The following is a 26,543-nucleotide window of genomic DNA, read 5'->3' as shown; positions in this document are numbered from 1 at the left end:
TGATACTAATGCCCAGGAGCAGTCCATGAAATTCAAGAAGGAAGATCGCGCAGAGTTTGCGCGGAGTATCTATGCAGCGCTGCTGGTGTCCGGCAATTTGCCGGCAGACGGCAACCCGCAACAAGTCGGCGCGCTGTTGCAACTGCACATCGATCGCTTCGACGCCGCTCTGGATCAGATGAAGCAGCCCGAGCAGGTGATCGTCGAAGACTCCGTCGCCGCCGGAAAGCGTCGCCGCCGCAGCTTGTAACGCGGCCTTGGTAGTAACAATCGTTGGCGAACCGGGCCTCTGCACAAAAAGCGAGGCCGAGTCGCCCCGAGATAGGCGCTTGTACATCCGGTGACGTGAAGCAAGAGCGCCTGTGCTGCAGCGATATCACTCGACGATCAAGTCGACCACCCGGACCTTCTGAGCGCGGAAGGCGATCTCCGGGTCGCTGAGCGCCCTATCGCACTGCGCTCTATCCTCAGCCAAATCGATGCGTTTTTTAGCATCGTACGTTTGCCAATCCTCGGAGCCAGATCGGTTTACCATCAACGACGTGACGTCGGCCAAGGCCGTGCTGCAGGACCTGAAAGCGTCCTTGGCTACGCCGCTGGCGTCCAGGTTGGTCCAGCGGTAGCCGAAGCCGGCAAGCTCAGACTGGTATGCATCGTCGAAATCCGACAACCGTAATCGACGCTCTGCTTCAAGCAGCTTCCTTCTCTGGACTTTTGCTTCGGCAACGACAGCGCTTTGCTCACTTTTGGTAATGACAGTCGCGGCATGGGCGATGTTCCCGGGAGCCACTGCGGCGCCCAGCATCAGAAATAGAGTCGCAGCCAAAGTCGGTTTTGTGGGCCGTAGTGTTTTCATCTATCTCTCAATTTTTATGCAAGGACGAGCGGCATGCGCGCTAGCCGCTATCAGAACAAAACGTCGCCGATGCACCAGCCTAAATGATCAAAACGCTGCGCTGCCAGGCAAACGCTAGTCTATTTTTCAATACAACCAGCCCGCGACCCTTTAAATCCTTGCCACGTCTGCCGCTTTGACGCGACGGATCGGCATTGACCGAATGACCAGTGAGCTGAGCGCCACACAATCGCAGGCAAGCCTCGCCCGGATAGCTCGCTGCAAAGTTTCCCGGGACACCCGTTCTTTGATTGGCGTCATGAAATACTCCTTCATTTGTCGGGATAGCTTAACAATCGCGCATTACATTTCCGCCGTCGATAGTCATTGGGACTGTGCGAACTGCACACCGCTTGGACGTTCAAGCAACTGAAATCCAACAGCGGCAGCATGCTTGCAATCACCTACCAGCCGTTATGCGACCGCGACCGCTATTGCCCCGCCTCCCATATCTGGTTCGGGGCTTTTAGTGAAAGGCATCAGGTTCTAGACGCCATCTCCGTTTACTGACGGAAGCTATGCGAGGGGCAACGACTCGCTGATTCATCGGGAACGTTGCGGCGGAGGGTCAGAGGGCGGGAGGCTGATTCCTCCCGCCCAAAGACTAAAACAGAGCAGGCTCCGATCGTCTGCATAACAGGCCTAAATTGATAAGCGGATTCTCTGCGTAGAGTTCAGCTGGCATGGCCAATGGCAGTGCTGCGAGATAGCCCTTCTCCGGTGTCTTGCGATCATGGCTGCTACGCGGTCGGCGAGTGTTGTAGAAGTCGAGGCAGCGGCCGAGTGAGGCCTACGACTCCTCATACTTGACCGACCTCCAGAGTCGCTCGACGAAGACGTTGTCTCGCCAGCAGCCACGACCGTCCATGCTGATCGCGATGCCGTTCTGCTTGAGCAGGTCGGTGAAAGCCAGGCGGGTGAATCGGCTGCCCTGGTCAGTGTTGAAGATCGCGGGCTTGCCGTAGCGATGCAGCGCATCCTCCACGGCGTCGATGCACAAGTTCGTCTCCATCGAGATCGACACGCGCCAGGCCAGCACGCGGCGCGTATGCCAGTCGATCACGGCGGCGAGGTAGACGAAGCCCTTGGCCATCCGGACGTAGGTGAGGTCCATGGCCCCAGGGCCCAGACCGGGTTGGGCCGATCGCGGGGGGCAGGGCTTGATCAGAAGTTCCGTAGAGGACGATTCTGGAGGTGCAAAAATGGCAGAGAGGGAGGGATTCGAACCCTTATCTGAATCGGCCGCGCGCCCGCGAGGCCCACTCTGCCTCGACAAATTCCCGTTTCGCTAGCCGCACAAACATGCAACTAATCGGAGGGCGTGAGATTCGAACTCACGAGGGGTTGCCCCCTGCCGGTTTTCAAGACCGGTGCAATCGACCACTCTGCCAGCCCTCCTTAGCCGCAATTGTAGCGCCCCAAACCGCTTAGACGAAGAACAACGGCGTCCTCGCGCCGCCCTCAATTGCAGGGAGGCTCACCGTACGGCTCGGTACGGCGCAGAATCAGTATGGCGGGCAGACCCCTCACTCCAGGACACCGTGCGGCCATGCGACTGCCAGCGGCATGCCCGCGCATCGACTGACTTCAATAAGCGATAAATGCCATTAAGGATAAGGAACCTCTGATCAATCACGAATCGCGGCTGAGAGGAATCTCCGGCTTGTCCGGAGATATGAGGAGGCTGCGTAGCGCCGCGGCCACCAGTCCAGAAGCTCAACTCGCGCTCGATTGTTTCGCTTCATCGGTGGCGAAGCAGATTGCGGCGATGACCACATCCCTGGGCGGGCTCGATGCGATTGCATTCACCGGCGGCATCGGACAGCACGACGCTGTGATGCGCGCGTCGATCGTCGGCCGGCTGGCATGGCTGGGGATCTATATCGACCAGACGCGCAGTGCTCTGGCGACGCCGCACATACAGCGCGACGATTCACGTTGCCGGATTCTGGTGACGGAGTCGAAAGAGGACGAACCGATCGCTCGCATCATCGAGACGCTTGCTCGGCGCGTAGTCGATGCGCCGGCCGTTTTCCGCGGCGCGCACCCTATTCAGTCGCGACTTCCGGTCGAAGCAGCGACAGGCGACGCGCCGCAGGCTGCGCCGGTTTTTGATCTCGATATGGCCATTGTCGTCGGTAACGGCCCGGCATCGGACCAGATAGGTCAGCTCGCGAGCAACCGAGGCCACCGATGCCCCCAGGTGTTCCGCCAGCATCTGACGGCTGGCGTACATGTGCTTTTTCCCGACACGATCCGACAGCATCAGCAGCCAGCCCGCCAAGCGCTGCGATAACGTATGCCGCTTCACACACATCAAGGCGTCCCGGCTGCACTGGACCTGATTGCCGGCATCCATCCGAACTTGCCGATCCAAAGTCGGGGCATGCTGCAACAGATGCTTGAAGGCCTGAATCGGGATCCATAGCGCATGACCGCCCTGGAACACCTTGGCGCGCACCTGCCACGTATCGATACCGACGGCCAGGCTGGCGCCAACGCTGCCTTCCGGGCCGACCAAGGTAAACGAACTCTCGTCCAGCCCCTCGTACTGGTTCATCAAGGCAACCACGCAGTCGATCGGGAAGTAGACGTAATGGATGACTTCGTGCGGGAAGCCAATGCTCTCGCCCTCCAGCACCGTCACGTCCTCGCAGCAATGAAGAACCCGTTTGCGCTCCGCGACCGGCAACGAATCCAGTATCCGGTTTCCCGTGCAAAGCTCACTTGTCTGATTCATGGCGCCGCCCCGTGTCGAATCCGTCGATACTCACTGGCCGATCCTGATGCCGCATTGATCTGAGTCATTTGACCCGCGATGTCGATCTCACATCGCGAAAGACAAGATGAGTCCCACGGCCGTGCCCAGCAGGAAGCCGACCGCTGCATAGTAGAAGCGAGTCTTGATCCGGTGGCTGCCAGTCGCCGGATCGTAGTAGCGAAGTCCCATCGTTATCCCTGCCCAGCAATTCCGCGAATCATTTCGTCGATTGAGGGCCGCGATCCGTAGCGCGTTTCTGCATCGCGAGAATTCCGGAGGCACGGCGTCGTCTGTTGATCAGACTCAACTCGAGTGCCTGCATTCCTCGGCTCAGCATCGCCAACGCCGTAGGCGGCTTCAGATCGCTGTTGTTCGGGTCGTCCCGCTGAGCCAGAAAGAGCTGCCCGTTGATCACCTGCGACCTTAGCCGGCCGCCCGCTTCCAGTCGTACGATTGCATCGAGCAAGTCGCCTCGCCGAAACTTGAGCTGCTCCCATTGCAACTGCAGTTGCTGAAGTTCGATCCGGCCGCCGACCGGGACGAAACTCCCGCGAAAGATCCGCATCACCGCGGCATCGATTGTGTGATCGCTGGGTTTCATTCGAGCGGCCTCCTACGCTGACGGTTGCAAGGCCAGATCGCCATTGCGCGTTGCCCGATGTCATCACCGCAACAACTAGTCGCAGTAGTACTCGCCCTCGAACTTGCTCTTGATCTGGCGTTCCGCTTCCAGCCAGTTCTCCATCGAAGCACCGGGCTCGAATCCGCGACGTTCAGCCAGGAAGTAAGCCGCCTCCGAAATCAGGTCGACTATCTGGTCCGCCGTTACGCGACGACAGTTGGAGGGAACGTGCTGCAGATTTGTCTGCGGTAAGAGCTCGGCCATGTAAGACATCTCGTTTCTCTTGCGTTGGTGTCGACCGTACGATTCTCGGGCCTTGGCGCTCCACCCGGCATTGACCCATGTCAACGACCGGCCATCGAGGCAATCCCAATTTTGTTGGCATCTCCAACGGAGCCCTCCTACCTTGACCCCGATCAATGCAGACGCTCGCTCGACTGCACAGGATCGTGGCAATCCGGCCCGTGCAGGGCGGCCGCCTCCATCGGACGAGAAAATATGGATGACCTTCACCTGAAGCTCTGTGTACTACAAGCATTGACTGCCGATACGGCAATCGATGCCACGCATATTGATGTTCATGTGGACGCCGGCGAGGTCGAGCTTATCGGTCACGTCCGCGATTACGTGCAGATGCACCTTGCAGCGCTGACGGCTCGCCGGGTCGAAGGCGTGAAGCGCCTCAACCAGCAACTGGAAGTCCGCCTCTAGCTGCTACTCTTCTTAGAGTCCTGCCTCGGTGATGAGGCAGGCGACGTCGCAGCGAGCGGCTAACGCATATCGATGACGATCCTGCCATGGACCTTTCGGGCGTTCAGATCTTGAAGGACTTCGTTGATCTGATGCAGCCTGACGCTGTGAACCGTCGGCCGCACTTCGCTCTGAACAGCAAATGCCACGGCCTCCTGGAGATCCAGACGGGCACCGACGATGGGGCCCCGAATCGTCAGACGCTGCAGCACGACGTCGAAGATCGGGGCCTCGAACCCGCCGGGGGTAAGCCCTGCCAGGCTGACCGCGCCGTGCGCCGTGCCATTGCCAAGGGCTGACCGAATGCGACCGGAGACACCGCCGTAACCAGGCGGCCGCATGCAAATCGGTGTGCCAGACGCCGCTCGCCAGCAGCTTGATCAATACCTCGCCACGACCTGATATCGGAATCTGAACCTGCTCAATCTGAAGCGGCTGACCAAAGCTGCGAACCACCACCGCCATCATCGTCTTCTTCATGACCGCCCATCCCTTGGGGGCCAGAGAAGCATCGGGTATCACCGACGGGACGACATTGATCACCGTCAACTCGATCCGGCAAGCAGCGTCCTAGTGTCTGCCGACTGCGCTATGCATCGATTTAATCCCTGGCATTGCTGCGCACGCATGATGACGCACCAGTTTCAACCTGGCATTGACGCGGATCACCCAGCCCGTGCTGAGACGCTTAAATTGTCAGTCTGCCAGAAGCGTTGCATTTCGAGGTAGGTGAAAGACGCTGACCAGGTCAACAGCACGAAGCCGGTCAAGGCTTCGCTGCCTAGTACCAATCTCAAAGGACCTCGGGGCACCAAGTCGCCGTATCCCACGGTCGTGAACGTCGTCGTAGACAGATAGACCGCATCCAGTACGCGGGAAGTGCCAGCCCCGATGTCTCCGCTGCCAGGTATCAGCGTAATTAGATGAAGACCGATGCCGAAGACCCAGATCTCGGCGATATGCAATGCGATGATCACGAAGATCAGACGAAGGATCCGCATGCGCGGAGCCATACGCCACTGCGGCATCGTCCGGTTGAGACGATCGAGACCTTCGAAGTGGAGCGTGACCGCGCCTCCGACCAACAGCAATGTCGCGACGACGATGCCCCAGTAAAGTGGTGACGTTGCCGCACGCAACAGTTCGGGTGTCATCGTGGACGTCACGCGAGCGCATCGACGCCGTATCGACGCGGCGTCATATTGCCAGCGCGCCGTATCGACGCATCAGCGGCAGCCACTTCGATTCGACACGATTGTGCCGACCCTCAACCATCCCCACAACGGTGGTGCTCACCGGGGAGATGCCGGCAAATTTCAGGATGTTCCGGACCAGGCTCTTCAAACCTTGGGCCATGAAGTAGAACCGGTACAACAGCCCCGACATTCCCATTGTGAGGACCACACGCGCGGACCGGCCGCTGAGCCGCTTCAATGCGCCTTTGCTGCCGCGAACGACGGTGAAGTCAGGCCGAGAGACCTGCTCCAAGAACGCTTTGAAAGACGCGGGCATCGATCCTAGCCAGAGCGGATGCACGATCAGCAGATGGTCGGCCCACATCATCACATCCTGCGCCGCCATCACCGTCTCAGGTACTTCGCCGTTCTGCCACTCGTCCTTGGTGTACAACAACGGCACCGCCAGTTGGGCGACGATGATGTTTCGCACTTCATGCCCCGTCTTTTCTGCTGCGTCGGCATAGGCGCGTGCCAGGGCATGGCCAAGGTGTGTCTCACTGGCGTCGGGATGGCCCTGGATGATAGCGATTCGCATGATGCAGTCCGGGTAGTCTGGAGTCGCCAGCATAGCCAGGAGTCAGGCCGGCTCCCTTGACCCCGGTCAAGACGACGGTGTCAGGCCAAAGCGCTCAGTGCATCGCGGTCCACCACCTCGCTGACGGCTCCCTGGCTGCGCAGGATATTGCGCGCCTGAAGCCGGGTGAAAACACGAGACACCGTCTCCGTTGCAAGATCCAGACAGCGAGCCAGATCCACGCGTGACATCGGCAGCTGTATCTCCGTCTTTTCAGTTTCATCACATCTCAGCTGACTCATCAGGAAGCTGGCAACACGCTGGTCGGCCGTGCAACGCTCACGGTGCAGCATGCCGTTCAGGCGATCGAACTCACGGCCCAGGTTGGCCAGGATGCGATCGCGGAACGAGCCCGACTCAAGCATCCGGCAGCGTACTGACGCGACCGGCAGGCGACATATCCCGGTGCGGGACAACGCCCGCGCGCTGGAGCGGACGCTCGGCTGGCAGATGGCGTCAAGTCCTGCCACTTCTTCGGCGAGGGTGAAAGCCGCGGATCTCTTCGTCGCCTTCGAGGGACGTCACGTAGGTCTTCAACGCTCCGCCACGAACCACGTAGACGTGGTCGGCCTTGTCGTCGGCCCGCTACAGGTGCTCGCCCTCGACCACCGGCATCCGGCTCACGGCGACGTTCGACTCAAAACAAGATCGACCCGCTCCTGCCGCATGCAAGGCCGCGGTGGCGGTATGGGCATTCATCGACGTATCAGGGTCGATATGGATCAGCCCCTCTGCAGGCCTAGTCCTCAAGACAGCTTCGACGTGATCGGCGCCATGCACACGCAGCAGCGATGCCACGCTCGCCTCGGATGCCTCCATGCGATGCAGGCGACAGCTCGGATGCGTGATCCAGTAGCTCGGCAAGGTGGTCATGATTACGCCATCGCATCGGCGGTAATCGCCGGCACAGGCAGCATAGCGATCGACCGCCCCCCTCCCCCTTGACCCTGGTCAATGAGACGCGATCACGCGCACGCCAACATGAAGCGCCTTATTGCCGAGCTTCTCCATGACCTCAAGCCTGACGCTCACTCCCGGAAACTATCAGCGGATCCTGCTGATCGTGGATCCGACGCTGCGGCGCACCCCCGCGTTCGAAAGAGCGGCCTGGCTAGCGCGAGCCAGCGGCGCGTCGTTGCACATGGTGCTGTTTGACCGCAACCGCGTGATCGCCGCTGCCGAGAAACTGGACCATTCCGAAAGCAAGATGGCGCGTGAATCCTGGATTGGGGAAAAGATCGCGCGCCTGAAGGAAGAGACGATGCTGCTCGCGCGCGACGGTGTTTCGGCCACGTCAGAGGTGGTGTGGACACGCAGTCTGCTCGAAGAGATCCTAATCCATGTCCAGGAATACCAGCCCGACTTGGTCATCAAGGACACCACCCATGAAAACCTGATCAAACGGGTGTTGCTGACGCCACTAGACTGGCATCTGCTTCGAGACTGTCCGGTTCCGCTGTTGCTGGTCAATTCGTTGGCACATGCGTTACCGAAGCGCATCGTGGCCGCTGTCGATATCCAGCCGACTTCGGCGGCGGTCGAAGTTCTCAACGACCAGATCATTCACGCAGCGCTCTCACTCGCGCTGCAGAGCGACGCCGAACTTCACCTGGCCCATTGCTTTGAAGTGGCGGCGGCCATTCCGATGGATCCGATGGGTACCGGCGTCGAAATGGCCGCCGAGCTCTACGCCACATTGGAGGCCATCGCCATCGACAACTTCGCCGCGATCTGCGATCGCTACGGCGTTGCCGCCGAAAGACGACACTTTCTTCCTGGCGCACCGGGCCTGGCGCTCGCCGAATTCGCCAGGGGCGACAACAGCGACGTCATCGTCATCGGCGCCGAGCATCACACGGCGATGGATAGGGCGATGCTCGGCACCAGCGGCGAGTCGATTCTTCAGAACGCGCCGTGCAACGTACTGGCAGTCAAGCGAGCGACGTAATTCCGGGGGCTGCTGACGCAGCCCGGCATAGCGGCCGGCCTGCGAACACCGGTGCAGACTCGCAAATTTCGCACTATCGCGTTGATCCAGGTCAATCGATATCGCGCCATCGCTTGACCCACATCATCGTCCGTCTGCCGGCTGAAGCGCATCTTGAACAGGTGCCAATCAGGAAACCAGCATGAACATCTCAACGATGGCTGCTCTCGTAGTTCTGCTCGGCGTCACCGCCCCCGCCATGGCGACGCCACCGGACGTATGGAGCTTCAACGAAGCCTGCGACCGCGCTCTCCGCTCTGCCGACTATCCGAACGCGATATACAAATGCGAGGCTGCCGCAGACCTCGCCGTGCGCCTGAGAAGCGGCGCGCCGGAACAGGCAACAGCCTTCGAGAACCTGGCGCAGCTGCGCGTCGACCAGGGTCAATTCGACGACGCCACGCTGCTGGCGCAGCAGGCGGCCGACGTCACCGAAGCGGTGTTCGGCGCCGACGATCCGATGATGGTGCCGGCGCTTCGACGTCAGGCCGACATCCTGCAAGTCACCGGCAATATCTCGCTGGCCGAACGCAAGCTGCTGCGCGCTCAGGCAATTCTGGGGCTCTCGTACGAACCCGATGATCTGGAGATCGCGGAGACGCAAGGGCAACTCGGGATTCTGTATCTCGCGTCGCATCGCTATCAGGAAGCGTACACGGCATTCAATGCCGCCCATGCAAGCCTGATTCGCTACTACGGCGAGGAGAACTTGCCGTCCAGCGATCTGCCACAACTGCTCGAGCGAGCGCGCCGCGAATTGAACTGTCAGGACACGGTAGCACCCTGAAGTGCGGCACCGCGCGACAGCCCGCTGTTGACCGACGTCAATGTCACTGCCCAGCCACACCAGCAGTATTGACCCTGCCTTCCTTCGATCAGACAAGCCAATGGACGACATCCAGCTCAAGCAGGCCGTGCTAGACGAACTCTTCTCCGCGCCGAACGTCGACGCGTCCCTGATCCGCGTGCTGGTCCATCACGGCGTGGTGACGCTGGTCGGCTCGGTTCCCGATCAGGAACAGAAGCGCCGGGCAGAGTTGCTCGTGCTCGGAGTGGCAGGAGTCGTCGGGCTGGCCCAGGGCCTGGACTCGGCCACCGACGGCCACGATGACAGGCCCGACGATTCCATCGTATTCAAAGCCCGTTGCCTACTCGATTGCGACGACAGGTTACCGGTCGGTGCGTTCACGATCACCTCCGAGCGCGGCGACCTGACCATCCGTGGCGAAGCCGATTCGGAAGCGAAGCGCCGCGTCGCGGAAAGCGACCTGGCGAATCTGGGTGGCGTGCACGCCGTACACAACGAAATTCACATTGCGGGCGCTCCGGATCCGGGCCAGATCCAGCGCGTGATCCGCAACCGCTTCGAACACGCTGCCGATCTGGAGGCAGATCGAGTGACGGTTCAGGTTGCCGATGAAGGCACCGTCGTTCTCGGAGGCCATGTTCACACGGTACTGGAGCGTGCATGCGCCGAGGATGCGGCCTGGGCGGTACCGGGCGTCGTAAAAGTCGTCAATCAGATCGAGATCGGGTTTTGAAAAGTGCCTCTGGCATAACGTCGAGACTGACCACGCCGATGCAATTTTTGCGGCGGCTTTCATATCTCGTGCCGCTGCTGTCGATGCTGGTCGTGACGCCGGTGATCGCCGACTCGGATCTGCAACTAAGCGAGAGAAGCCGACTCTACAAGCACCTGGCATCGGAACTCGACCAGAACGATCTGGCGCGAGTGGAAGAGTTGCTTGATGCCGGCCCCGATGCCCAAGCGGACCGGTGGCGCAATCCCATTTCTCATAACGTCTACACGATCCAGATCGCGGACGTCTTCGATACGGCAGCAGGCCCATGTCGCGCCTTCGACATCTCGGCATGGCTGGTCGACCGTCGGCTACAAATCGACGGTCTGGCCTGCCGGCGTCATGGGCATTGGCGGATCGTCGAGTGAATCGAACCACTGCCATGTTGTTTGTAGCTTTTATCCCAATCAATGTCTAACGAAGCTCAGTGAACCATGATTCGTTGGTAATCCTGGACTCGGTACCGGCCATGAACTCTACGACCTCCGTGGCACCTCTCCGGAACGACTCGCGCGCCGAGGCCGTTTTGGCAACTCATCGCCGCTGGTTGATTCGCTTTGAGCAAATGCAGGCAGGCCTTGAGCCCTGCTTCACCACCGATGTTAAGCAATGCGGCGAATCCGCCTGCTCGTGGTACGCGGAATGTCAGCAGCTGCGCGCTGAGTGGTGCCGTTGACCCGTCACGATGAGCCCGATCCATCCAGGAGCCGCGGGGCGCTTCGTCAGCTTGCTGACGCGGGACACCCTTGCGCTGATCCTCGCCGGCGGCAGGGGTACTCGCCTTGGCGCACTGACGGCCAACGTGGCCAAACCGGCAGTTCCATTCGGCGCCAAGTATCGATTGATCGATTTCCCGCTGTCTAAGGAAGGTCTGAAAAACCCATTGCGAGTGGCGTGATGGTTGCTGCGATCTGTGGCTAGAAAAGAATCGGAGCGGAAGCAATGCAGTTGAGTTTCGGGGACGCGGAGTACGCGGGCAAGCGAAAACGGACACGTCGGGAGATTTTCCTAGCCGAGATGGACCAGGTGGTTCCGTGGAAGCTGCTGCTGTCGCTGATCGAGCCGGTGTATCCGGTGGGCGGCGATGGACGGCCGCCGTATCCGCTGGCGACGATGCTGCGCATTCACCTCATGCAGAACTGGTTCGGATTGTCGGATCCGGCGATGGAAGAGGCGCTGTACGAAGTCGCCTCGATGCGTCAGTTTGCCGGGCTGTCGCTGACGCGGCCGATTCCGGACGAGACCACGATTCTGAATTTCAGACACCTGCTGGAAACGTATGGGTTAGCGCTGGAGCTTTTCACCCGGATCAATGCCTACCTGGGGCGCAAAGGCTTGCTGCTCAAGCGCGGCAGCATGGTGGATGCCACGATCATTTCGGCGCCGAGTTCGACCAAGAACGCCGACGGTGAGCGCGATCCCGAGATGCACCAGACCAAGAAAGGCAATCAGTACTTTTTCGGCATGAAGGCGCACATCGGCGCGGACGTGGATTCTGGCTTGGTGCACACCGTGGTGGTAACCGCTGCCAATGAAGCCGACATCGCGGTGGTGGACGAGTTGCTGCACGGCAGGGAGCAAGTAGTCTATGCCGACGCGGGCTACACGGGCGCAGACAAGCGCGTGGTGAGAAAGAAACTGCAGTGGCAGATCGCGGCTCGCTCAAGCCGGATTCGTGCGATGCCGGAAGGCAGTCAAAAGCGCGCGGCTCAGCAGGCGGAATATGCCAAGGCTCGCGTTCGCGCCTTCGTCGAGCATCCGTTTCGCGTAATCAAGCGGCAGTTCGGCTACAACAAGGTGCGCTTCAAGGGCCTGGCGAAAAACACGGCGCAGGTGATGACCCTGTTTGCGCTGTCGAATCTGTGGATGGTGCGAAAGAAATTGCTGTCGATGACGGGGGAATTGCGCCCGCTGATACTCAATGTGGGATGAATTGTCACCGGTAAGCGTCTTTTGATCAGCTCAGGCCGATAAATGAATCAGTCGGCTTCGCAGAAAACAATCATGAAGGCAGCGCCGCAGTCACCGCTTCGACTTTCGGTGAGTTATTCAGAGGTTCCCTAACTGTCGAAACTCGGGCATTCGTCGAGTAGGGTGCTGACTCAATACAAAGCACAGGGGTTGATCACTCACATCAGCGCGTCATGGAGCTTTCTGCATCGGGAGTTCAACGAGTTCGTGGAGATCCTACCGGCGCAGCAGCACACGGGGTCCGATTGGTACAAAGGAACCGCGGACGCCATTCATCAGAACACCGAGATCATCCATCAGCACGCTCCTCAGTTCGTGCTCATTCTGGGCGGAGACCACATCTACAAGATGGATTATGGAGCGATGCTCGGCTTTCACGTCAGCAGCCTGGCCGATGTTACCGTAGGCTGCATCGAGGTCCCGATTGGCGAGGCGACTGCTTTCGGTGTGATGGGAGCCGATTCAGATAGTCGCGTCCTCAGCTTTCAGGAGAAGCCTCGACACCCCGCCAGTATCCCGGGCCGTCCTGACACCGCCTTGGCTTCCATGGGCATCTATGTGTTCAACGCGAATTATCTCGATAGAATGTTGTCCGCCGATGCCGCCAACGTCAGCTCGACTCATGATTTTGGCTACGACGTATTGCCGGCGGCGGTTTCATCAGGCGATCGGGTCTATGCCTATCCATTTCGCGACCCGCTTGGCAACCAACGCGGCTACTGGCGCGACGTGGGCACCATCGACAGCTATTGGAAGGCCAATCTGGAGCTGGCACAGGTCGATCCACCGCTCAATCTATACGACCGCAACTGGCCGATCTGGACCTACCAAGAGCAGGTGCCTCCCGCCAAGTTCGTGTTCGACGAAGACACGCGACGTGGGCACGCATTGGATTCCCTGGTTGCAGGTGGCTGCATCGTCTCCGGCGCCGTCGTAAGAAGCTCCCTGTTGTTTCCGAATGTCCACGTTCACGAGGGCACAGAAATCGAAGAGAGTGTGATCCTTCGCGACGTCACTGTCGGGCGAAATTGCCGGCTTAGAAAAGTCATTGTCGAAAGTAGTTGCTCCATCCCAGACGGCATGGTCGTGGGGTTTAATCCTGAGATGGATAAGAGCCGCTTCGACGTTACGGATCACGGCGTAACCCTTGTGACAGCGGCCGATCTTGCGGCACTGACGTCTGCTTCTTGATGGGGCTTCTCAGTCCCACATTCACACCGTGATGAATGCGCTTATCGGTAGGATGGCTGTGGCGCTTTCAGTTGAGCCCGGCCGTTGGCCCGGAATGACGCGCTGATTCCTGCGATCACGGCGACGATCAGTTTTTTACCGCCAGCACGTCGCAGGGCGACAGATCAAGGATCGCCTCGGCGGTCGAGCCCAGCAGCATGCGATCGACAAGACCGTGGCGCAGCGTGCCAATCACCAGCACATCGCTGTGATCTTCTCGAGCAAAATCGGCGATGGTTTGCGCCGCCGGCCCGCTAATGAAATGCCGGCACTCGATCGGCACACCGTAAGCGTCAGCCAGTTCGGTGAAGTTGCGACGATGGGCCGGCTCGACCGACCTGTAGAAGTCGCTCAAATAGGCAGCCGCCGGTCCCATCGGCATCATCGGGGTGTAGGGTCCGATAAACGCATACAGCAAATGAAACTCTGATTTGCACTGCCGCGCCAGGAACAACCCACGTTCGATGACCCGCTGGTTGATCGCCTTCTGCTCCTTCGATGGCAAGCTCGCATCGACTGCCGCCAGCACCCGGCTCGGCACTGCATGCGAGAACGTGTGCGCGAACAGCAACGGCACCGGGCAGGACCGCAGCAGCTGCCAGTCGAGCGGCTTCAGCAATACGCGCTTCACCCGGCTTTCGTAGTGCACATCCTTGACCACCAGATCGGGATCGTAGTCGGCGATGGCCATCAACACGTCGTCTTCGACAGGGGCGGCCCAAACCACATCGGTACTGACCTTCAGCCCGTCGCTTTCGAGCTCGGCTGCTTCACCGCGCAGCCAGACGAGGCGTTCGTTCAACCAGGCATCGATCGCGGCGTGCGCGCGATCCTTGTCGATCAGTGCCGCAAGGTTGATCAAGGGATTGCGGTCGAAAAGCGTAATGTGCAAGGCCGCACCGCTGCTACGGGCGAGCCACACGGCACGCTCGAACGCCACGGTACGCCGCATCGACGGGTCGGCAATTAGCAGGATGCGCTTGTAGTTTTCCATCGGTGCGTCCGAATCGGCGGGTGTAACGCACTATGCAGCGCCGGGTTCATGGCAGCCTTGACTGAGGTCAATCTCACTGAGACAGGATCGTTGCGTTTCAGCCTGCAGTGCGGCGCTGATATAGCCACTTGCGGCGAACCGCCAGTTTCTCTATTTCTGATGCACCAAAAACGACTGCGGCGACGGCTACGGCGATTCCCAACTCGAGAGCTGAAAGGGGCTGCGTCGAAAACAATCGATTCGCCGGTTCCCAGTAGATCAGGATCATCTGCGACACCAACATGACGCCGACCGCCACTAGCAGAATGCGATTACGCAGCAACTCAAGACCAGTCGCCACGCGCCAGCCGGCGCGAATTGACAGCACCTGGGCCATCTCGGCGAATATCAGTGCGGTGAACACCAAGCTTGGGCCGTGAGCGTCCATGCGGCTGTTCGACCATGCATGAACCGCGAGCAATAGCGCGCTCATGAAGAGGCCCATCCAGATAATGTGAGCGCCGAGGCCGCTCGAAAAAAGCGTCTCGTCGGATCGCCGTGGCGCCTCCTTCATCACGTCATCGTCAACCGGATCGCGCGCCAGAGCCAGGCCTGGCAAGCCATCCGATACCAGGTTGATCCAGAGGATTTGCACCGGAAGCAGCGGGAGCGGCAAGCCTAATACCGGTGAAAGCGCGAGAGTCAACAGCTCGGCAGTATTGGTCGTGAGCGCGTACTTCAGGAACTTCCGGATATTGGCGTAGATCCGCCGGCCTTCGCGAACGGCGGGAATGATCGTCGCGAAGTTGTCGTCGAGTAGCACGAGATCCGCGGCCTGTCGGGCGACGTCGGTTCCCCCCCGCCCCATTGCGATACCGATATCCGCTGCTTTCAATGCGGGCGCATCGTTGACGCCGTCGCCGGTTACGGCGACCACCTCACCCGAGGCACGCAGAGCTTTGACGATGCGAATTTTCTGCTCGGGACTGACGCGTGCAAAAGTACGGACGCTGCTCAGTTGCTGCTGCAGCTCTGCCTCTGATAGCAAGCCGATCTGCGTTCCAGTCAGCACTCCGGCCTCGGTGGAGATGCCGACGCAACGCGCTATAGCCACCGCGGTGCTGGGGTGATCACCGGTCACCATCAGCGTCTGGATGCCGGCGCGAGCTGCATCGTCTACTGCCTTGGCCGCCTCGACCCGCGGTGGATCCAGCAGACTCGCAAGACCGATGAACTCGAGGTCCCGTTCCACCTCACCCAGTTCGCTGGGAAGTTGCTTCAGGCTGCGCTGGGCAAAAGCCAGAATCCGCCCGCCCCGCTCCGCCATCTGCGCCATCTGAGTCTCGAAAGCAGCGACATTGATGTCTCTACATAGCGGCAGCACCGACTCGGGAGCGCCCTTCACCAACGCCAGATACTCGCCGCTCCCCCCGCGATGCACGGTGAGCATTCGCCGGCGCAGGCTGTCGAACGGCAGTTCGCTCACCCGAGGCCAGATCTGCCGCAGGCCCGGCCCGCTCGCTGCCGCGGCGATGGCCAGCGCTATCTCCGTGGGATCTCCGGTATGCGGCGCATCGCCGACTCCCAGGCTGGCATCGTTGTTTAGCGCCATCACGCGCCGCATCGTCTGCTCGAGGTCGAGCGAATGCCGGCGTTGACGGTCCACCGCCGACCACGTCTCCAGCACGCTCATCCGATTCTGCGTCAGGGTACCGGTCTTGTCGGAGCAGATACGCGTGACCGAACCCAGTGTCTCGACCGCCGGCAAGTGCTTGACCAGCGCGTGCTGCTTTGCCATTCGCGCGGCGCCCAGGCTGAAGGCCATCGTCAGTACTGCCGGCATCGCTTCTGGTATTGCTGCCACTGCCAGCGAAAGCGCGCTCATCAGCAGCGGAATCAGCTCGTAGCCGAGGACGTACCCATAGACGAACATCAGCACCGCGACGGCGATCACCACGCCGGTTATCTGCCGCCCCAGTGCAGCCAGCTTTCGCTGCAAGGCCGTCCGCACGTCGCCCTCCACCAGCAGCAACTCGGCGATGCGGCCCAGTTCCGTGCCGGTTCCGATTGCAACGACCAAGCCGGTCGCACGCCCGCTCACCGCGAGGCTGCCCTTGTAGGCCATGTTGCTGCGCTCGGGGAGCGGCGCTTCGGCGGCAAGCGGCGGCAGCCGTTTCTCAACGGCAAACGATTCTCCGGTCAGGATGGATTCGTCGCAGACGAATCGAGCCGCGTCGATCAGTCGCAGGTCGGCCGGTACTACCGCACCCGCTTCCATTTCAACGATGTCGCCGACCACGACCTGATCGGCCGGAATGCGCGTAACGCGGCCTTGACGGCGTACGCTGGCCAACGGCGTGGAGTATTGCTTCAAGGCATCGATCGCGCGATCGGTCTGCCAACTCTGTGCGAAGCCAAAGCCCGCGTTGAGCGCGACGATCACCAGAATGGCCAGCGTATCCACGGCCTCGCCGATCAGCCCCGACAGCACCGCAGCGATCAGCAGCAGCACGACCATCGGTTCCTTGAACTGGCGGGACAGCAAACCGATGACGGTCAGACGTCCGGCTTCAGGGATCTGATTGCTACCGTAAGCGGCCCGGCGATCCAGCGCAGAGGCTTCGCTCAATCCCTGCCCGGCATCGACTCCGTGCCGAGCGAGGCATTCATCGACCGTCAGCAGATACCATGCGGGGTCCGGTCCCTGTTGCTGATCTGGCAGATCGGCGTCGGCGCGCGCTGCGTCCATGGTCACCGCCGACGGTTATGATTTGACCGCCAGGATTGAGCACGGAGCAGCATCCAGTATGGCTTCGGCGTTGGTGCCCATCAGGAACCGGTCCAGCATCGAGTGACGCGTCGATCCGAGCACCAGCACATCACTGTGGTCGGCACGTACGAATCGTGGCAGCGTTTTGGCCGGCTGCCCGTCGAGAAAGTGACGTCGGTCTTCGGGCACGCTGTGCAGTTTGGCAAGCGCTTCAAAATTGCGTTGGTGCGTCGGCAAGAGACTGGCGTAAAGCTCGCCTATCGCACCGACCCGACTGCCATCGGCGTCGATCATCGAGTTCGGACCCGCCATCGAATAGACCAGATGCAACTCGGCATCGCACTGGATCGACAACGACAGTGCCTGTTTGATGATGCGGTGATTCAGCTCATCATGCTCGACGGTCCTGTAGCTGGCGTCGACCGCCGCCACGATCCGTTTGGGCACGACATGGCTGAGTTCACTTGCGAACATCAACGGAACGGGACAAAGACGAAGCAGCTGCCAGTCCAGCGGAGTGAACAGCAAACGACGCAAATGACTTTCGTAGCGGCCGTCCTTGATCACGATATCCGGCGCCACTTCAGCGACATGATCGAGGATCGGCTTCGCCGCCGCTTTCGCCCAGATCACTTCGAATCGGGTTCTGATTCCCAGACCGGCCAGTTCCGCAGCCTGGTCCGACAGCCACCGACGACGCTGCTGTAGCCAGGCCGACTCGGCGTCGGCGTAGCCTCGAGAGTTGATCTCCCCGGCCGCCGCGATGATGGCATTTCGATCGAAGATCGCCATGTGGAGTTCAGCGCCGCTACGTCTGGCAAGCCATGCCGCCTGCTCGAATGCCGCGGTGCGCCGCATCGCGGAATCAGCGATCAACAAAATGCGCTGATACTGGCTCATGTCGTCGTCTCCTTCGTTTGTGATTGAACTACTGCCCGACGCAGTTCCAAATACGCGTCATGGAGCGAGGTGACGAGAATCGAAATAGCAAAGCCGATCTCGATGCGCGAAACACTGGCAGCGTTCTCTACTGATTTCAGCTTCTGCTGCAGCTCATGCCAGTGCCGTTCGGCATTGTCCCATCGCTCCTTGAGATCTTCCTTGTAGAAATGGGCGGCGAACTGCAGCTCGCTGCGTAGCTCGCCGAGAGCATCGAGATCGTCGCGTGTTACCGGGCGCACGCCTTCGATAGTCGCCGACGCTTCGGGCTGGTGGTGTTGCTGAGCACTTCCGTTTGCGCCGACTTTTCCCGGAAGACTTTTGCGATTGGTTCGTCTCACGCTACTTCTCCTGTCAAGGCTCAGCAGTGTGCTCGGGGCCCCCTCACGTGGCGTTGATCCCGGTCAATCGAACTGGGATATCGCTTAGGCGAGTCCGAACAGATCGTTGGTAGCGTGCGAACGATACCTTCCGCTGCGTGGCAGTGACGGGTTCACAGAACGCATGTCTTGCCTACGCACCCCTGCGTTTGGCAGCGTACAAATTGATCGAGATCAATGACCGATATGTCCCGTCGATGCAGCCTTCAACACTCTAAGGGTGACCAGGATGAGCATCATGGCCAAAGATTATCGAGAGATCACAAGAAGCGTATCGAGTTCTCTCAAAATTTTGAGGGCCGATATTCCGGAAGTGATGGCAGGCTTCAACACGATGGCTCGTGCTGCAACCCAAAGCGGAGAGTTGGATGGAAAGACGAAGGAACTCATCGCTTTGGCCCTCGGTGTCGCCGCACGGTGCGACGCCTGCATCGGATTCCATGTTCAGGCCCTGATCAGTCATGGCGCCACCCGACTTGAGATTGAGGAAGCACTCGGGATGGCTGTTTATATGGGCGGTGGACCTTCGCTGATGTATGCGGCTGATGCACTGACCGCCTATGAGCAGATGACCTTCCCCAAGGTAGAGAGCTCGATCTAAAAAACCCAAGGCCAGCTGAGCGAGAACTACGCGACCCCCTTAAGTTGACCTCGCAGTACGTCGCCGATGCCACTACCAGGAGATCCGATGCATGACTCAGATTCGAACGGCCGCCAACTCCTTCTCCTAAAAACCCGTGCCGAACTGCAGACTCGCCTAACCCGGATTCGAGTCGACAGACACCATGGAGAAACCCCGCTAGAAGCAAACTTCTCAGATCAGGCTGTCCAGCGTGAGAACGACGAGGTGCTGGACTCTCTCGAACGATCGGCGGAATGGGAGCTGATACAAATTGAGCGCGCATTGGCCCGGATCAGTATTGGACAAGGAAACGACTGCTCCGTCTGCGGTAGACCTATCGAAAAGGCCCGCGTCTCGGCGCTACCTTCCGCCACGGAATGTGCAATTTGTGCAAACAAACTCTCCGATTCCAAGATTCCGATAAGTATGTAATTCACCGTGCTTTTTATGGCTCCGTTCGGCTTCAGGGCTTGCTCACATCCCGTTCGGCGTCAGTTGTATTTTCACGTCACCGTGTAGAGATTTTTGTCGTCTTTTCACAAACCGTTGAGTCGTCCGCTTCTATATCTTGAATAGAAAAGCGACAGTATCCTGATCTCTGTCGCTGTCCGTATCTACCTGGCGTTTCAAACTCGATAAAAGATCAGAATTGAATGATCGAACGATCAACTCTCGACCTATCGGGACACACGAAGGTGATCATGATGATGATCTCGAAGAAATGGACACTCCGCTGGCTAGTCATCGCGCTCCTCCTCACATTCGCTGTCGGCACGGCGGTGGTTTCCCGTGAGGTGATGCGAGTCTGGCCTTGGATCAGCGATCTACCACCCTTGTGATATTTCTTTTTAGTTGTCCTTTTAGTGATGTGCCCCGCCGCAGCAGCTGCGAACAATCGGATCTTTGCTCAGTGACATCCCGGCGAACTCGATCAACTTTCGTATCCCATCTACTTCACCGCATGGTCGGATTACGATGCTACCGGCGAAGGGCGGACGATCCACTTACTAGTCGAGTACGCACATGAGCCTGCCGACATAGGGCAAGCGATTGCCAGTGCATTTGGGAAATGGTTCGGCCAATTTCCTTCGCCAGAGGCAGGGAATTCTCGGCATCTCGCCCGCCCCCATCCACAAGCCCCGCGGGCGATCCGAGCAAACTATGGAGTTCACTCGGGAATTAGAGGGGCTGATTCAAGCGTCCCTCGACGCATTCAGATCACGGGTGGATGCAATCGGGTCGTGAAGGTGACGAAGATAACTTCCTGGCCGACCGAGGGACCTAACGACCACGGAAAATGAGCCACCCGTGGCCAGGTCAAAATGCTTCAACGAACGGCTCAATCGGAAGGTGTTCCCCAAGCACATCATGATAGACTGCATCGCAAATGCGATACAGGACTAGGAAATGAAGTCTGCAACCATTCCCTCTCTCAGGGTCACGCCCGACCTTCGCAAAGCGGCGGAGAACGTGCTGCATGAAGGCGAAACGCTATCGAACTTCGTCGAAGAGTCGTTGCGGAGCCAGATCGAGCAGCGTCAGATGCAACGTCAGTTCATTGAACGTGGGCTGGCCGCGCGCGATGAAGCTCGCGCCAGTGGCACGTATGCCAGTCAGACCGAAGTCATGGACTCACTCCGCAGTATCCTGAAGAAAGCAGAGCAAAGGTAGCAAAAGCAGCTGCACCGCTGATGACTCGACGGATACGTTTCACTGCAGCCGCCCAAGAAGATCTTGAGCAGCTTTTTTCATTCCTTGCTGAGCGCGACGTCTTGGCGGCACGCCGAGCGCTAGAGAAGATAGACAAGGCCTGGGAACTCATTCAGGAGTTTCCATTCGCATGTCGTAAGGCAAGGGCGGATAACCCATTCCTTCGCGAGTTGCTGATCAGCTTTGGTAACTCCGGATATGTGGCCCTGTATGAGATCGAGGGCGACGATCTGCTCACTGTCCTCGCGGTACGCCACGCACGAGAAAACGACTACCACTGATTATCGGGGAGGCCTCGGGGTCGCCGTTTGCTGGAGCATTTTGACCTGGCCACGGGCGGAATATTTTCATGCGGCCGCCAGGGCCGAGGGTGACATGGATGCCGAGATACGTGACCCGGTCAAGCGCGTATTCGCGTCAATGAAGCTCTGGCAAGGGTTGCGTGGTCAACAGCGAGACAACTGCAACTGCAAAACCACTCCGCGGCCACTTCAGACGTTTCGGACAATAAGCGGCCTGAGCGCGCGCGCAGCAAAGCCAAAGCCTAGACGCACCAGATCCAAGCCCCCAGCACTATGGATTAGATGTACACGGGGCTGGTTGAGACAAGAACCCCCGGAACCTTGCGGTTCAGCGGTTTTTCAAGACCGCCGCAATAGACCACTCTGCCGCCTCTCCGCTCGCCGTCGGTTCAGCACGGAGCGCTATTGTGCCCGGGGCGGGTGCAAATTTCCTGCACAGTTGTCGCCTAGGATGGCGCCGCCAGCAGGGGCCGTCCCGGGCCCGCTTACTCCGCGTAACGAAACTTTACGGTGCCAGCCGCGTCGATGGTGACGCCGGCGCAGTAAGGTGCGGCGCGGCGCCAGCGTGTCCGGCACGCAAGAACAACGACAGACCAGCATCTGACCAGCAGAGGTTTTCCGGTGGGGAACGCAACAACGCAGCGACCGTCACGTCAGCGCGGGCGGACGAAAATCATCGGCACCATCGTGGTGCTGCTGATCATCGCCGGCATGGTCGGTATCGGTTACTACTTCAAGCACCGGCCGGCGGCGCAGAACGGCATAGGCGGCCCTGGCGGTCCTGGAGGACCCGGCGCCGGTGCGCCTCCAGGCGGTGGTCCCGGTGGGCCTGGCGGTGGCGGGCGGCGCGGTGCGACCACGGTCGGCACCACCAAGGCCGAGAGCACCGACATTCCGGTGATCCTGGAGGCGCTCGGCACGGTGACGCCGTCGGCCAGCGTCACCGTGCGGCCGCAGGTGTCGGGCGTTATCACCGAGATCCGCTTCCGCGAAGGGCAGATGGTCAACAAGGGCGACGTGCTGGCGGTGATCGACCGGCGTCCGTTCCAGATGGCGCTGGCTCAGGCCAAGGCGCAGCAGCAACGCGACGAGGCCGAACTCGACAATGCCAAGCTGACGCTGGAACGCTACAAGACCCTGCTGGCTCAGGACTCGATCGCCGAGCAGGACGTCGACACGCAGGCCGCGACCGCCAAGCAGCTCGAAGGCACGGTCGCCGCCGATCGCGCTGCGACCGGCACCGCGCAGCTGAATCTGGAATACAGCGAAATCCGCTCGCCAATCAGCGGCCGCGCCGGCTTGCGCGTGATCAACGCCGGCAACTACATCGGCGCCGGCGACAGCAGCGGCATCGTCGTCGTCACGCAGATTTCGCCGACCGATGTCGAGTTCACGGTGCCGCAGGATCGCGTCGGCGAGATCGCCGCACCGGTGGCCAGGGGCGAGGCACTGGGCATCACCGCGCTCGACCGCACGCGCAGCAACACGCTGGCCAGCGGCGTGTTTTCGACGCTGGACAACCAGGTCGACACCACCACCGGCACGGTCAAGGCCAAGGCGCGTTTCGAGAACAAGGATGGCGCGCTGTTCCCCAGCCAGTTCGTCAACGTGCGGCTGACGCTGCGTGTGATCAAAGGCGCGGTGACCCTGCCGGTTTCGGCGGTCCGCAATGGCGCCGACGGCGACTTTGTCTGGATCCTGAAAGACGACCAGACCGCGGCGATGCGCAAGGTCAGGCGCGGCCAGGCAACCAACGACAAGGTGCAGATCGTCGACGGCCTGCAGGTCGGCGAAGTGGTGATCACCGAAGGCGGCGACCGCCTGCAGGAAGGCGGTCGCGTGATGCTGCCCGCCGACGCGGTGAAGCCGGCCGGCGCCGCAGGCCCGCCGAACGCGGATGGCCAGAAGCGCGAACATCGCCGGCGCAAGGATGGCGCGGCGCCGGGTGGCGACAAGCCGGCTGCGCCGGGCACGCCGTGATGCGATCGAGGCCGCCGTTGTCCCCTCTCCCGCGTGCGGGAGAGGGTCCCGCGCAGCGGGGGGAGAGGGGCTTTTCGGCTGAGGGCGCAAGCCCGCTCCCGGCGCTGCGCGCCACCCTCTCCCGCACGCGGGAGAGGGGCACAGACGCGAGGTTCGCGTCATGAACCCTTCGCGTCCCTTTATCGAGCGCCCGGTCGCCACCGCGCTGCTGATGGCGGCGATCGTGCTCGCCGGTCTGGTCGGCTTCAAGTTCATGCCGCTGTCGGCGCTGCCCGAGGTCGACTATCCGACGATCCAGGTGCAGACGCTGTATCCGGGCGCCAGCCCCGAGGTCATGAGCCAGACCGTGACCGCACCGCTGGAGCGTCAGCTCGGCCAGATGCCGGGGCTGCAGCGCATGAGCAGCGTCAGCACCGCGGGCGCGTCGATCGTGACCCTGCAGTTCACGCTCGCCGAGGCGATCGACGTGGCCGAGCAGGAAGTGCAGGCCGCGATCAACGGCGCCAACTCGCTGCTGCCGGCGGATCTGCCGGCGCCGCCGGTGTACGCCAAGGTGAATCCGGCCGACGCGCCGGTGCTGACGCTGGCGCTGACCTCCGACACCCTGCCGCTGACCGAGGTGCGCAATCTCGCCGACACGCGGCTGTCGCTGAAAATCAGCCAGGTGTCCGGCGTCGGCCTGGTCACGCTGTCGGGCGGCCAGCGCCCGGCGGTGCGCATCCAGGCCGACACGCAGGCGCTGGCGTCTTACGGCATTGCGCTGTCGACGCTGGAATCGGCGATCGATGCGGCCAACGCCAACAGCGCCAAGGGCAGTTTCGATGGCCCCAGCCGCGCGTATTCGATCAACGCCAACGATCAGCTGCTGACGGTCGAGGACTATCAGAGCCTGATCGTCAGCTACAGCAACAACGCGCCGGTGCGCGTGCGCGACGTCGCGCGCGTGGTCAACGCGGCCGAGAACACTCGCCTCGGCGCATGGGCCAATCAAAAACCCGCGATCATTCTCGACGTGCAGCGCCAGCCTGGCGCCAACGTGATCAAGACCGTCGACGCGATCAAGTCGCGCCTCGCCGACCTGCAGGGCACGATGCCGGACAGCGTGCATATCGACATCCTGTCGGACCGCACCACCGGCATCCGCGCCTCGGTGCACCACGTGCAGATCGAGCTGCTGCTGGCCGTGGTCATGGTGGTGCTGGTGATCTTCTTCTTCCTGCACAGCCCGCAGGCGACGCTGATCGCCAGCCTGTCGGTGCCGATTTCGCTGATCGGCACCTGCGGCGTGATGTACCTGATGGGCTATAGCCTCAACAACCTGTCATTGATGGCGCTGACCATCGCCACCGGCTTCGTCGTCGACGACGCGATCGTGGTGATCGAAAACATCTCGCGTCATCTGGAAGAAGGCGATCCGCCCTTCACCGCCGCGTTGAAAGGCGCCAGCGAAATCGGCTTCACCATCATCTCGCTGACCATCTCGCTGGTCGCGGTGCTGATCCCGCTGCTGTTCATGGGTGATGTCGTCGGCCGGCTGTTCCGCGAATTCGCGGTGACGCTGGCGATCACGATCCTGATTTCCGCGGTCGTGTCGCTGACGCTGGTGCCGATGCTGTCGGCACGCTGGCTGAAGAATCATTCGATGACCGCCACCAGCGGGCTCGGCGGCAAGATCCAGCGCGGCTTCGACCGCGTGATCGCGCGCTACGACCGCATGCTGACCTGGGTGCTGGCGCGACAGGGCGCGACCCTGCTGGTGGCACTCGCCACGTTCGCGTTGACCGCGTTGCTGTACATCGTCATACCCAAAGGCCTGTTCCCGACCCAGGACACCGGCCAGTTGCAGGCGCGCGTGCAGGCCTCCGAGTCGGTGTCGTTCGCGCGCATGCAGAAGCTGCAGCAGGCCACGGCCGAGGCGATCCTGCAGGACGAGGCGGTCGAGAACCTGAGTTCCTTCGTCGGCGTCGATGCGGCCAACAGCACCTTGCTCAGCACCGGCCGCATGTTCATCAACCTGAAGGATGATCGCAGCGGCTCGCAGGACGAGATCATGCAGCGGCTCAAGCAGCGCGCCGCCAATGTCGCCGGCGTGAGGCTGTACCTGCAGCCGACGCAGGATCTGACCATCGACGCCGAAACCGGGCCGACGCAGTACCGCGTGTCGATGGAAGGCGCGGACACGCCGACCGTGACCGAATGGGCCAAGAAGCTGACCGCGCAGTTGCAGAAAGTCGACGCGCTGCGCAACGTCACCTCGGACGCCGGCGCCAGCGGCTACTCGGCGCTGGTCGACGTCGATCGCGACACCGCCTCGCGCCTGGGCATCACCGCCTCCGCCGTCGACGACGCGCTGTACAGCGCGTTTGGCCAGCGCATCATCTCGACGATTTTCACCGAGACCAACCAGTACCGCGTGATTCTCGAAGCGCGGCCGGACCTGCTGACCGATCCGCAGTCGCTGGGCCTGCTGCATCTGAAATCCGGCAGCGGCGCCTCGACACCGCTGTCGGCGTTCGCGACGATACGCGAGCAGCAATCGCCGCTGCAGATCACCCATGTCGCGCAGTATCCGGCGACGACGATCGGCTTCGATACCGCCAGCGGCACGTCGCTGGGGCACGCGGTCGACCAGATCCGCAAGGCCGCCGTCGACATCGACATGCCGGCCGCGGTCAGTCTCACCTTCCTCGGCGCCGCCAGCGCCTACGAGAATTCGCTTAGCAACCAGCTGTGGCTGATCCTGGCCGCGGTGATCTGCGTTTACATCGTGCTCGGCGTGCTCTACGAGAGCTACGTGCATCCGCTGACGATCCTGTCGACCTTGCCCAGCGCCGGTGTCGGCGCGCTGCTGATGCTGATGATCACCGGCAGCGACCTCGGCGTGATCGGCATCATCGGCATCATCCTGCTGATCGGTATCGTCAAGAAGAACGCGATCATGATGATCGATTTCGCGATCGACGCCGAACGCACGCAGAACCTGCCGGCGCGCGAGGCGATCCATCAGGCCGCGCTGCTGCGCTTCCGGCCGATCATCATGACCACGCTGGCGGCGCTGTTCGCCGCGGTGCCGCTGATGCTCGGTGTCGGCGAAGGCTCGGAGCTGCGCCGCCCGCTCGGCATCAGCATCTTCGGCGGCCTGATCGTCAGCCAGGCGCTGACCTTGTTTACGACGCCGGTGATTTATCTGATGTTCGACCGGCTGGGGCAGCGGCTGCGCGGTGGTCATAAATCGGTTGTGGTTGGCGTTCCACGATGA

The 26,543-nt window shown here is 60.9% G+C and carries 27 protein-coding genes, 1 tRNA gene and 3 pseudogenes; 17 read left to right on the top strand and 14 right to left on the bottom strand.

Features of this window, described 5'->3' with window-relative positions:
• Positions 1-25: 25 nt before the first annotated feature.
• On the top strand, positions 26-250 hold the full coding sequence (locus tag ACQZF9_RS04610) for a hypothetical protein (protein WP_428312089.1): 225 nt from the start codon (positions 26-28) through the stop codon (positions 248-250).
• 126 nt (positions 251-376) lie between these two features.
• Here the strand turns inward: ACQZF9_RS04610 and ACQZF9_RS04605 are convergent, their stop codons facing one another.
• The 3 genes and pseudogenes from ACQZF9_RS04605 to ACQZF9_RS04595 form a co-directional block, all read right to left on the bottom strand.
• A complete protein-coding gene (locus ACQZF9_RS04605; protein WP_428312088.1) occupies positions 377-856 on the bottom strand; it encodes a hypothetical protein in 480 nt (159 codons plus the stop codon).
• 643 nt (positions 857-1,499) lie between these two features.
• Positions 1,500-2,012: pseudogene (locus ACQZF9_RS04600) on the bottom strand (transposase); the annotation flags it as partial.
• 196 nt (positions 2,013-2,208) lie between these two features.
• Positions 2,209-2,293: transfer RNA gene (locus ACQZF9_RS04595), tRNA-Ser, on the bottom strand.
• A gap of 265 nt (positions 2,294-2,558) precedes the next feature.
• Between ACQZF9_RS04595 and ACQZF9_RS04590 the strand changes: the two are divergent.
• Positions 2,559-2,822 (top strand): annotated as a pseudogene (locus ACQZF9_RS04590) (acetate/propionate family kinase); the annotation flags it as partial.
• A 6-nt stretch (positions 2,823-2,828) separates the two neighbouring features.
• Here ACQZF9_RS04590 and ACQZF9_RS04585 read toward each other — a convergent pair.
• The 3 genes from ACQZF9_RS04585 to ACQZF9_RS04575 form a co-directional block, all read right to left on the bottom strand.
• Positions 2,829-3,635, bottom strand: a complete 807-nt coding sequence (locus tag ACQZF9_RS04585) for a Crp/Fnr family transcriptional regulator (protein ID WP_428312087.1) — start codon at positions 3,633-3,635, stop codon at positions 2,829-2,831.
• A gap of 238 nt (positions 3,636-3,873) precedes the next feature.
• Positions 3,874-4,257 (bottom strand): hypothetical protein, encoded by a 384-nt coding sequence (locus tag ACQZF9_RS04580; protein ID WP_428312086.1) that lies wholly within the window; start codon positions 4,255-4,257, stop codon positions 3,874-3,876.
• A gap of 75 nt (positions 4,258-4,332) precedes the next feature.
• On the bottom strand, positions 4,333-4,551 hold the full coding sequence (locus tag ACQZF9_RS04575; protein WP_428312085.1) for a DUF2934 domain-containing protein: 219 nt from the start codon (positions 4,549-4,551) through the stop codon (positions 4,333-4,335).
• 225 nt (positions 4,552-4,776) lie between these two features.
• Between ACQZF9_RS04575 and ACQZF9_RS04570 the strand changes: the two genes are divergently transcribed.
• Both ACQZF9_RS04570 and ACQZF9_RS04565 read left to right on the top strand, forming a co-directional pair.
• Positions 4,777-4,989, top strand: a complete 213-nt coding sequence (locus tag ACQZF9_RS04570; RefSeq protein ID WP_428312084.1) for a BON domain-containing protein — start codon at positions 4,777-4,779, stop codon at positions 4,987-4,989.
• A gap of 86 nt (positions 4,990-5,075) precedes the next feature.
• A complete protein-coding gene (locus ACQZF9_RS04565; RefSeq protein ID WP_428312083.1) occupies positions 5,076-5,327 on the top strand; it encodes a hypothetical protein in 252 nt (83 codons plus the stop codon).
• 366 nt (positions 5,328-5,693) lie between these two features.
• On the opposite strand, the gene ACQZF9_RS04560 is transcribed toward ACQZF9_RS04565, so the two are convergent.
• The 4 genes from ACQZF9_RS04560 to ACQZF9_RS04545 form a co-directional block, all read right to left on the bottom strand.
• Entirely contained in the window at positions 5,694-6,182 is a 489-nt protein-coding gene (locus tag ACQZF9_RS04560) for a potassium channel family protein (protein ID WP_428312082.1), read from the bottom strand.
• A 43-nt stretch (positions 6,183-6,225) separates the two neighbouring features.
• The gene (locus tag ACQZF9_RS04555; protein WP_428312081.1) at positions 6,226-6,801 is read right to left on the bottom strand and encodes an NAD(P)H-dependent oxidoreductase; all 576 of its coding nucleotides are present in this window, start codon (positions 6,799-6,801) and stop codon (positions 6,226-6,228) included.
• Positions 6,802-6,881: 80 nt separating this feature from the next.
• Positions 6,882-7,310 carry a Crp/Fnr family transcriptional regulator gene (locus ACQZF9_RS04550; RefSeq protein WP_428312080.1) on the bottom strand — a complete coding sequence of 143 codons (429 nt, stop codon included), beginning with the start codon at positions 7,308-7,310 and terminating at the stop codon, positions 6,882-6,884.
• Between the two features lie 115 nt (positions 7,311-7,425).
• Positions 7,426-7,713, bottom strand: a complete 288-nt coding sequence (locus ACQZF9_RS04545) for a hypothetical protein (RefSeq protein ID WP_428312079.1) — start codon at positions 7,711-7,713, stop codon at positions 7,426-7,428.
• Between the two features lie 136 nt (positions 7,714-7,849).
• On the opposite strand from ACQZF9_RS04545, the gene ACQZF9_RS04540 reads away from it, so the two are divergent.
• The 7 genes and pseudogenes from ACQZF9_RS04540 to ACQZF9_RS04510 all read left to right on the top strand — a co-directional run bounded on the left by ACQZF9_RS04540 (position 7,850) and on the right by ACQZF9_RS04510 (position 13,569).
• The gene (locus ACQZF9_RS04540) at positions 7,850-8,788 is read left to right on the top strand and encodes a universal stress protein (protein ID WP_428312078.1); all 939 of its coding nucleotides are present in this window, start codon (positions 7,850-7,852) and stop codon (positions 8,786-8,788) included.
• Positions 8,789-8,969: 181 nt separating this feature from the next.
• Positions 8,970-9,614 (top strand): tetratricopeptide repeat protein, encoded by a 645-nt coding sequence (locus ACQZF9_RS04535; RefSeq protein ID WP_428312077.1) that lies wholly within the window; start codon positions 8,970-8,972, stop codon positions 9,612-9,614.
• A gap of 100 nt (positions 9,615-9,714) precedes the next feature.
• The gene (locus ACQZF9_RS04530; RefSeq protein ID WP_428312076.1) at positions 9,715-10,368 is read left to right on the top strand and encodes a BON domain-containing protein; all 654 of its coding nucleotides are present in this window, start codon (positions 9,715-9,717) and stop codon (positions 10,366-10,368) included.
• Positions 10,369-10,406: 38 nt separating this feature from the next.
• Positions 10,407-10,775 carry a hypothetical protein gene (locus ACQZF9_RS04525; protein ID WP_428312075.1) on the top strand — a complete coding sequence of 123 codons (369 nt, stop codon included), beginning with the start codon at positions 10,407-10,409 and terminating at the stop codon, positions 10,773-10,775.
• Positions 10,776-11,092: 317 nt separating this feature from the next.
• Positions 11,093-11,269: pseudogene (locus ACQZF9_RS04520) on the top strand (sugar phosphate nucleotidyltransferase); the annotation flags it as partial.
• An 80-nt stretch (positions 11,270-11,349) separates the two neighbouring features.
• Complete coding sequence (locus tag ACQZF9_RS04515; protein ID WP_428310096.1) at positions 11,350-12,339, top strand: IS5 family transposase; 990 nt, start codon at positions 11,350-11,352, stop codon at positions 12,337-12,339.
• A gap of 189 nt (positions 12,340-12,528) precedes the next feature.
• Positions 12,529-13,569, top strand: coding sequence for a glucose-1-phosphate adenylyltransferase (locus ACQZF9_RS04510; RefSeq protein WP_428312074.1), 1,041 nt, complete (start codon positions 12,529-12,531; stop codon positions 13,567-13,569).
• A 127-nt stretch (positions 13,570-13,696) separates the two neighbouring features.
• Here ACQZF9_RS04510 and ACQZF9_RS04505 read toward each other — a convergent pair whose 3' ends face one another.
• The 4 genes from ACQZF9_RS04505 to ACQZF9_RS04490 form a co-directional block, all read right to left on the bottom strand.
• A complete protein-coding gene (locus ACQZF9_RS04505; RefSeq protein WP_428312073.1) occupies positions 13,697-14,602 on the bottom strand; it encodes a universal stress protein in 906 nt (301 codons plus the stop codon).
• Between the two features lie 97 nt (positions 14,603-14,699).
• Positions 14,700-17,330, bottom strand: coding sequence for a cation-translocating P-type ATPase (locus ACQZF9_RS04500; RefSeq protein WP_428312072.1), 2,631 nt, complete (start codon positions 17,328-17,330; stop codon positions 14,700-14,702).
• A 15-nt stretch (positions 17,331-17,345) separates the two neighbouring features.
• On the bottom strand, positions 17,346-18,251 hold the full coding sequence (locus ACQZF9_RS04495; RefSeq protein WP_428312071.1) for a universal stress protein: 906 nt from the start codon (positions 18,249-18,251) through the stop codon (positions 17,346-17,348).
• Positions 18,248-18,631: a hypothetical protein gene (locus ACQZF9_RS04490; protein WP_428312070.1), complete on the bottom strand. Its 384-nt coding sequence runs from the start codon at positions 18,629-18,631 to the stop codon at positions 18,248-18,250. The genes ACQZF9_RS04495 and ACQZF9_RS04490 overlap by 4 nt, the downstream gene beginning before the upstream one ends.
• Positions 18,632-18,908: 277 nt before the next feature.
• Here ACQZF9_RS04490 and ACQZF9_RS04485 point away from each other — a divergent pair, with 277 nt between their 5' ends.
• The 6 genes from ACQZF9_RS04485 to ACQZF9_RS04460 all read left to right on the top strand — a co-directional run bounded on the left by ACQZF9_RS04485 (position 18,909) and on the right by ACQZF9_RS04460 (position 26,543).
• The gene (locus tag ACQZF9_RS04485; RefSeq protein ID WP_428312069.1) at positions 18,909-19,271 is read left to right on the top strand and encodes a carboxymuconolactone decarboxylase family protein; all 363 of its coding nucleotides are present in this window, start codon (positions 18,909-18,911) and stop codon (positions 19,269-19,271) included.
• 66 nt (positions 19,272-19,337) lie between these two features.
• Positions 19,338-19,724, top strand: coding sequence for a TraR/DksA family transcriptional regulator (locus tag ACQZF9_RS04480; RefSeq protein WP_428312068.1), 387 nt, complete (start codon positions 19,338-19,340; stop codon positions 19,722-19,724).
• A 975-nt stretch (positions 19,725-20,699) separates the two neighbouring features.
• Complete coding sequence (locus ACQZF9_RS04475; protein WP_428312067.1) at positions 20,700-20,963, top strand: YlcI/YnfO family protein; 264 nt, start codon at positions 20,700-20,702, stop codon at positions 20,961-20,963.
• A gap of 20 nt (positions 20,964-20,983) precedes the next feature.
• Positions 20,984-21,283, top strand: coding sequence for a type II toxin-antitoxin system RelE/ParE family toxin (locus tag ACQZF9_RS04470; protein WP_428312066.1), 300 nt, complete (start codon positions 20,984-20,986; stop codon positions 21,281-21,283).
• Positions 21,284-21,925: 642 nt separating this feature from the next.
• A complete protein-coding gene (locus ACQZF9_RS04465; protein ID WP_428312065.1) occupies positions 21,926-23,284 on the top strand; it encodes an efflux RND transporter periplasmic adaptor subunit in 1,359 nt (452 codons plus the stop codon).
• Positions 23,285-23,444: 160 nt separating this feature from the next.
• On the top strand, positions 23,445-26,543 hold the full coding sequence (locus ACQZF9_RS04460) for an efflux RND transporter permease subunit (protein WP_428312064.1): 3,099 nt from the start codon (positions 23,445-23,447) through the stop codon (positions 26,541-26,543).

It is taken from the genome of Hydrocarboniphaga sp., from assembly GCF_965279055.1.
GTDB lineage: Bacteria > Pseudomonadota > Gammaproteobacteria > Nevskiales > Nevskiaceae > Hydrocarboniphaga.
This window is presented reverse-complemented; position numbering and strand designations above follow the sequence as displayed.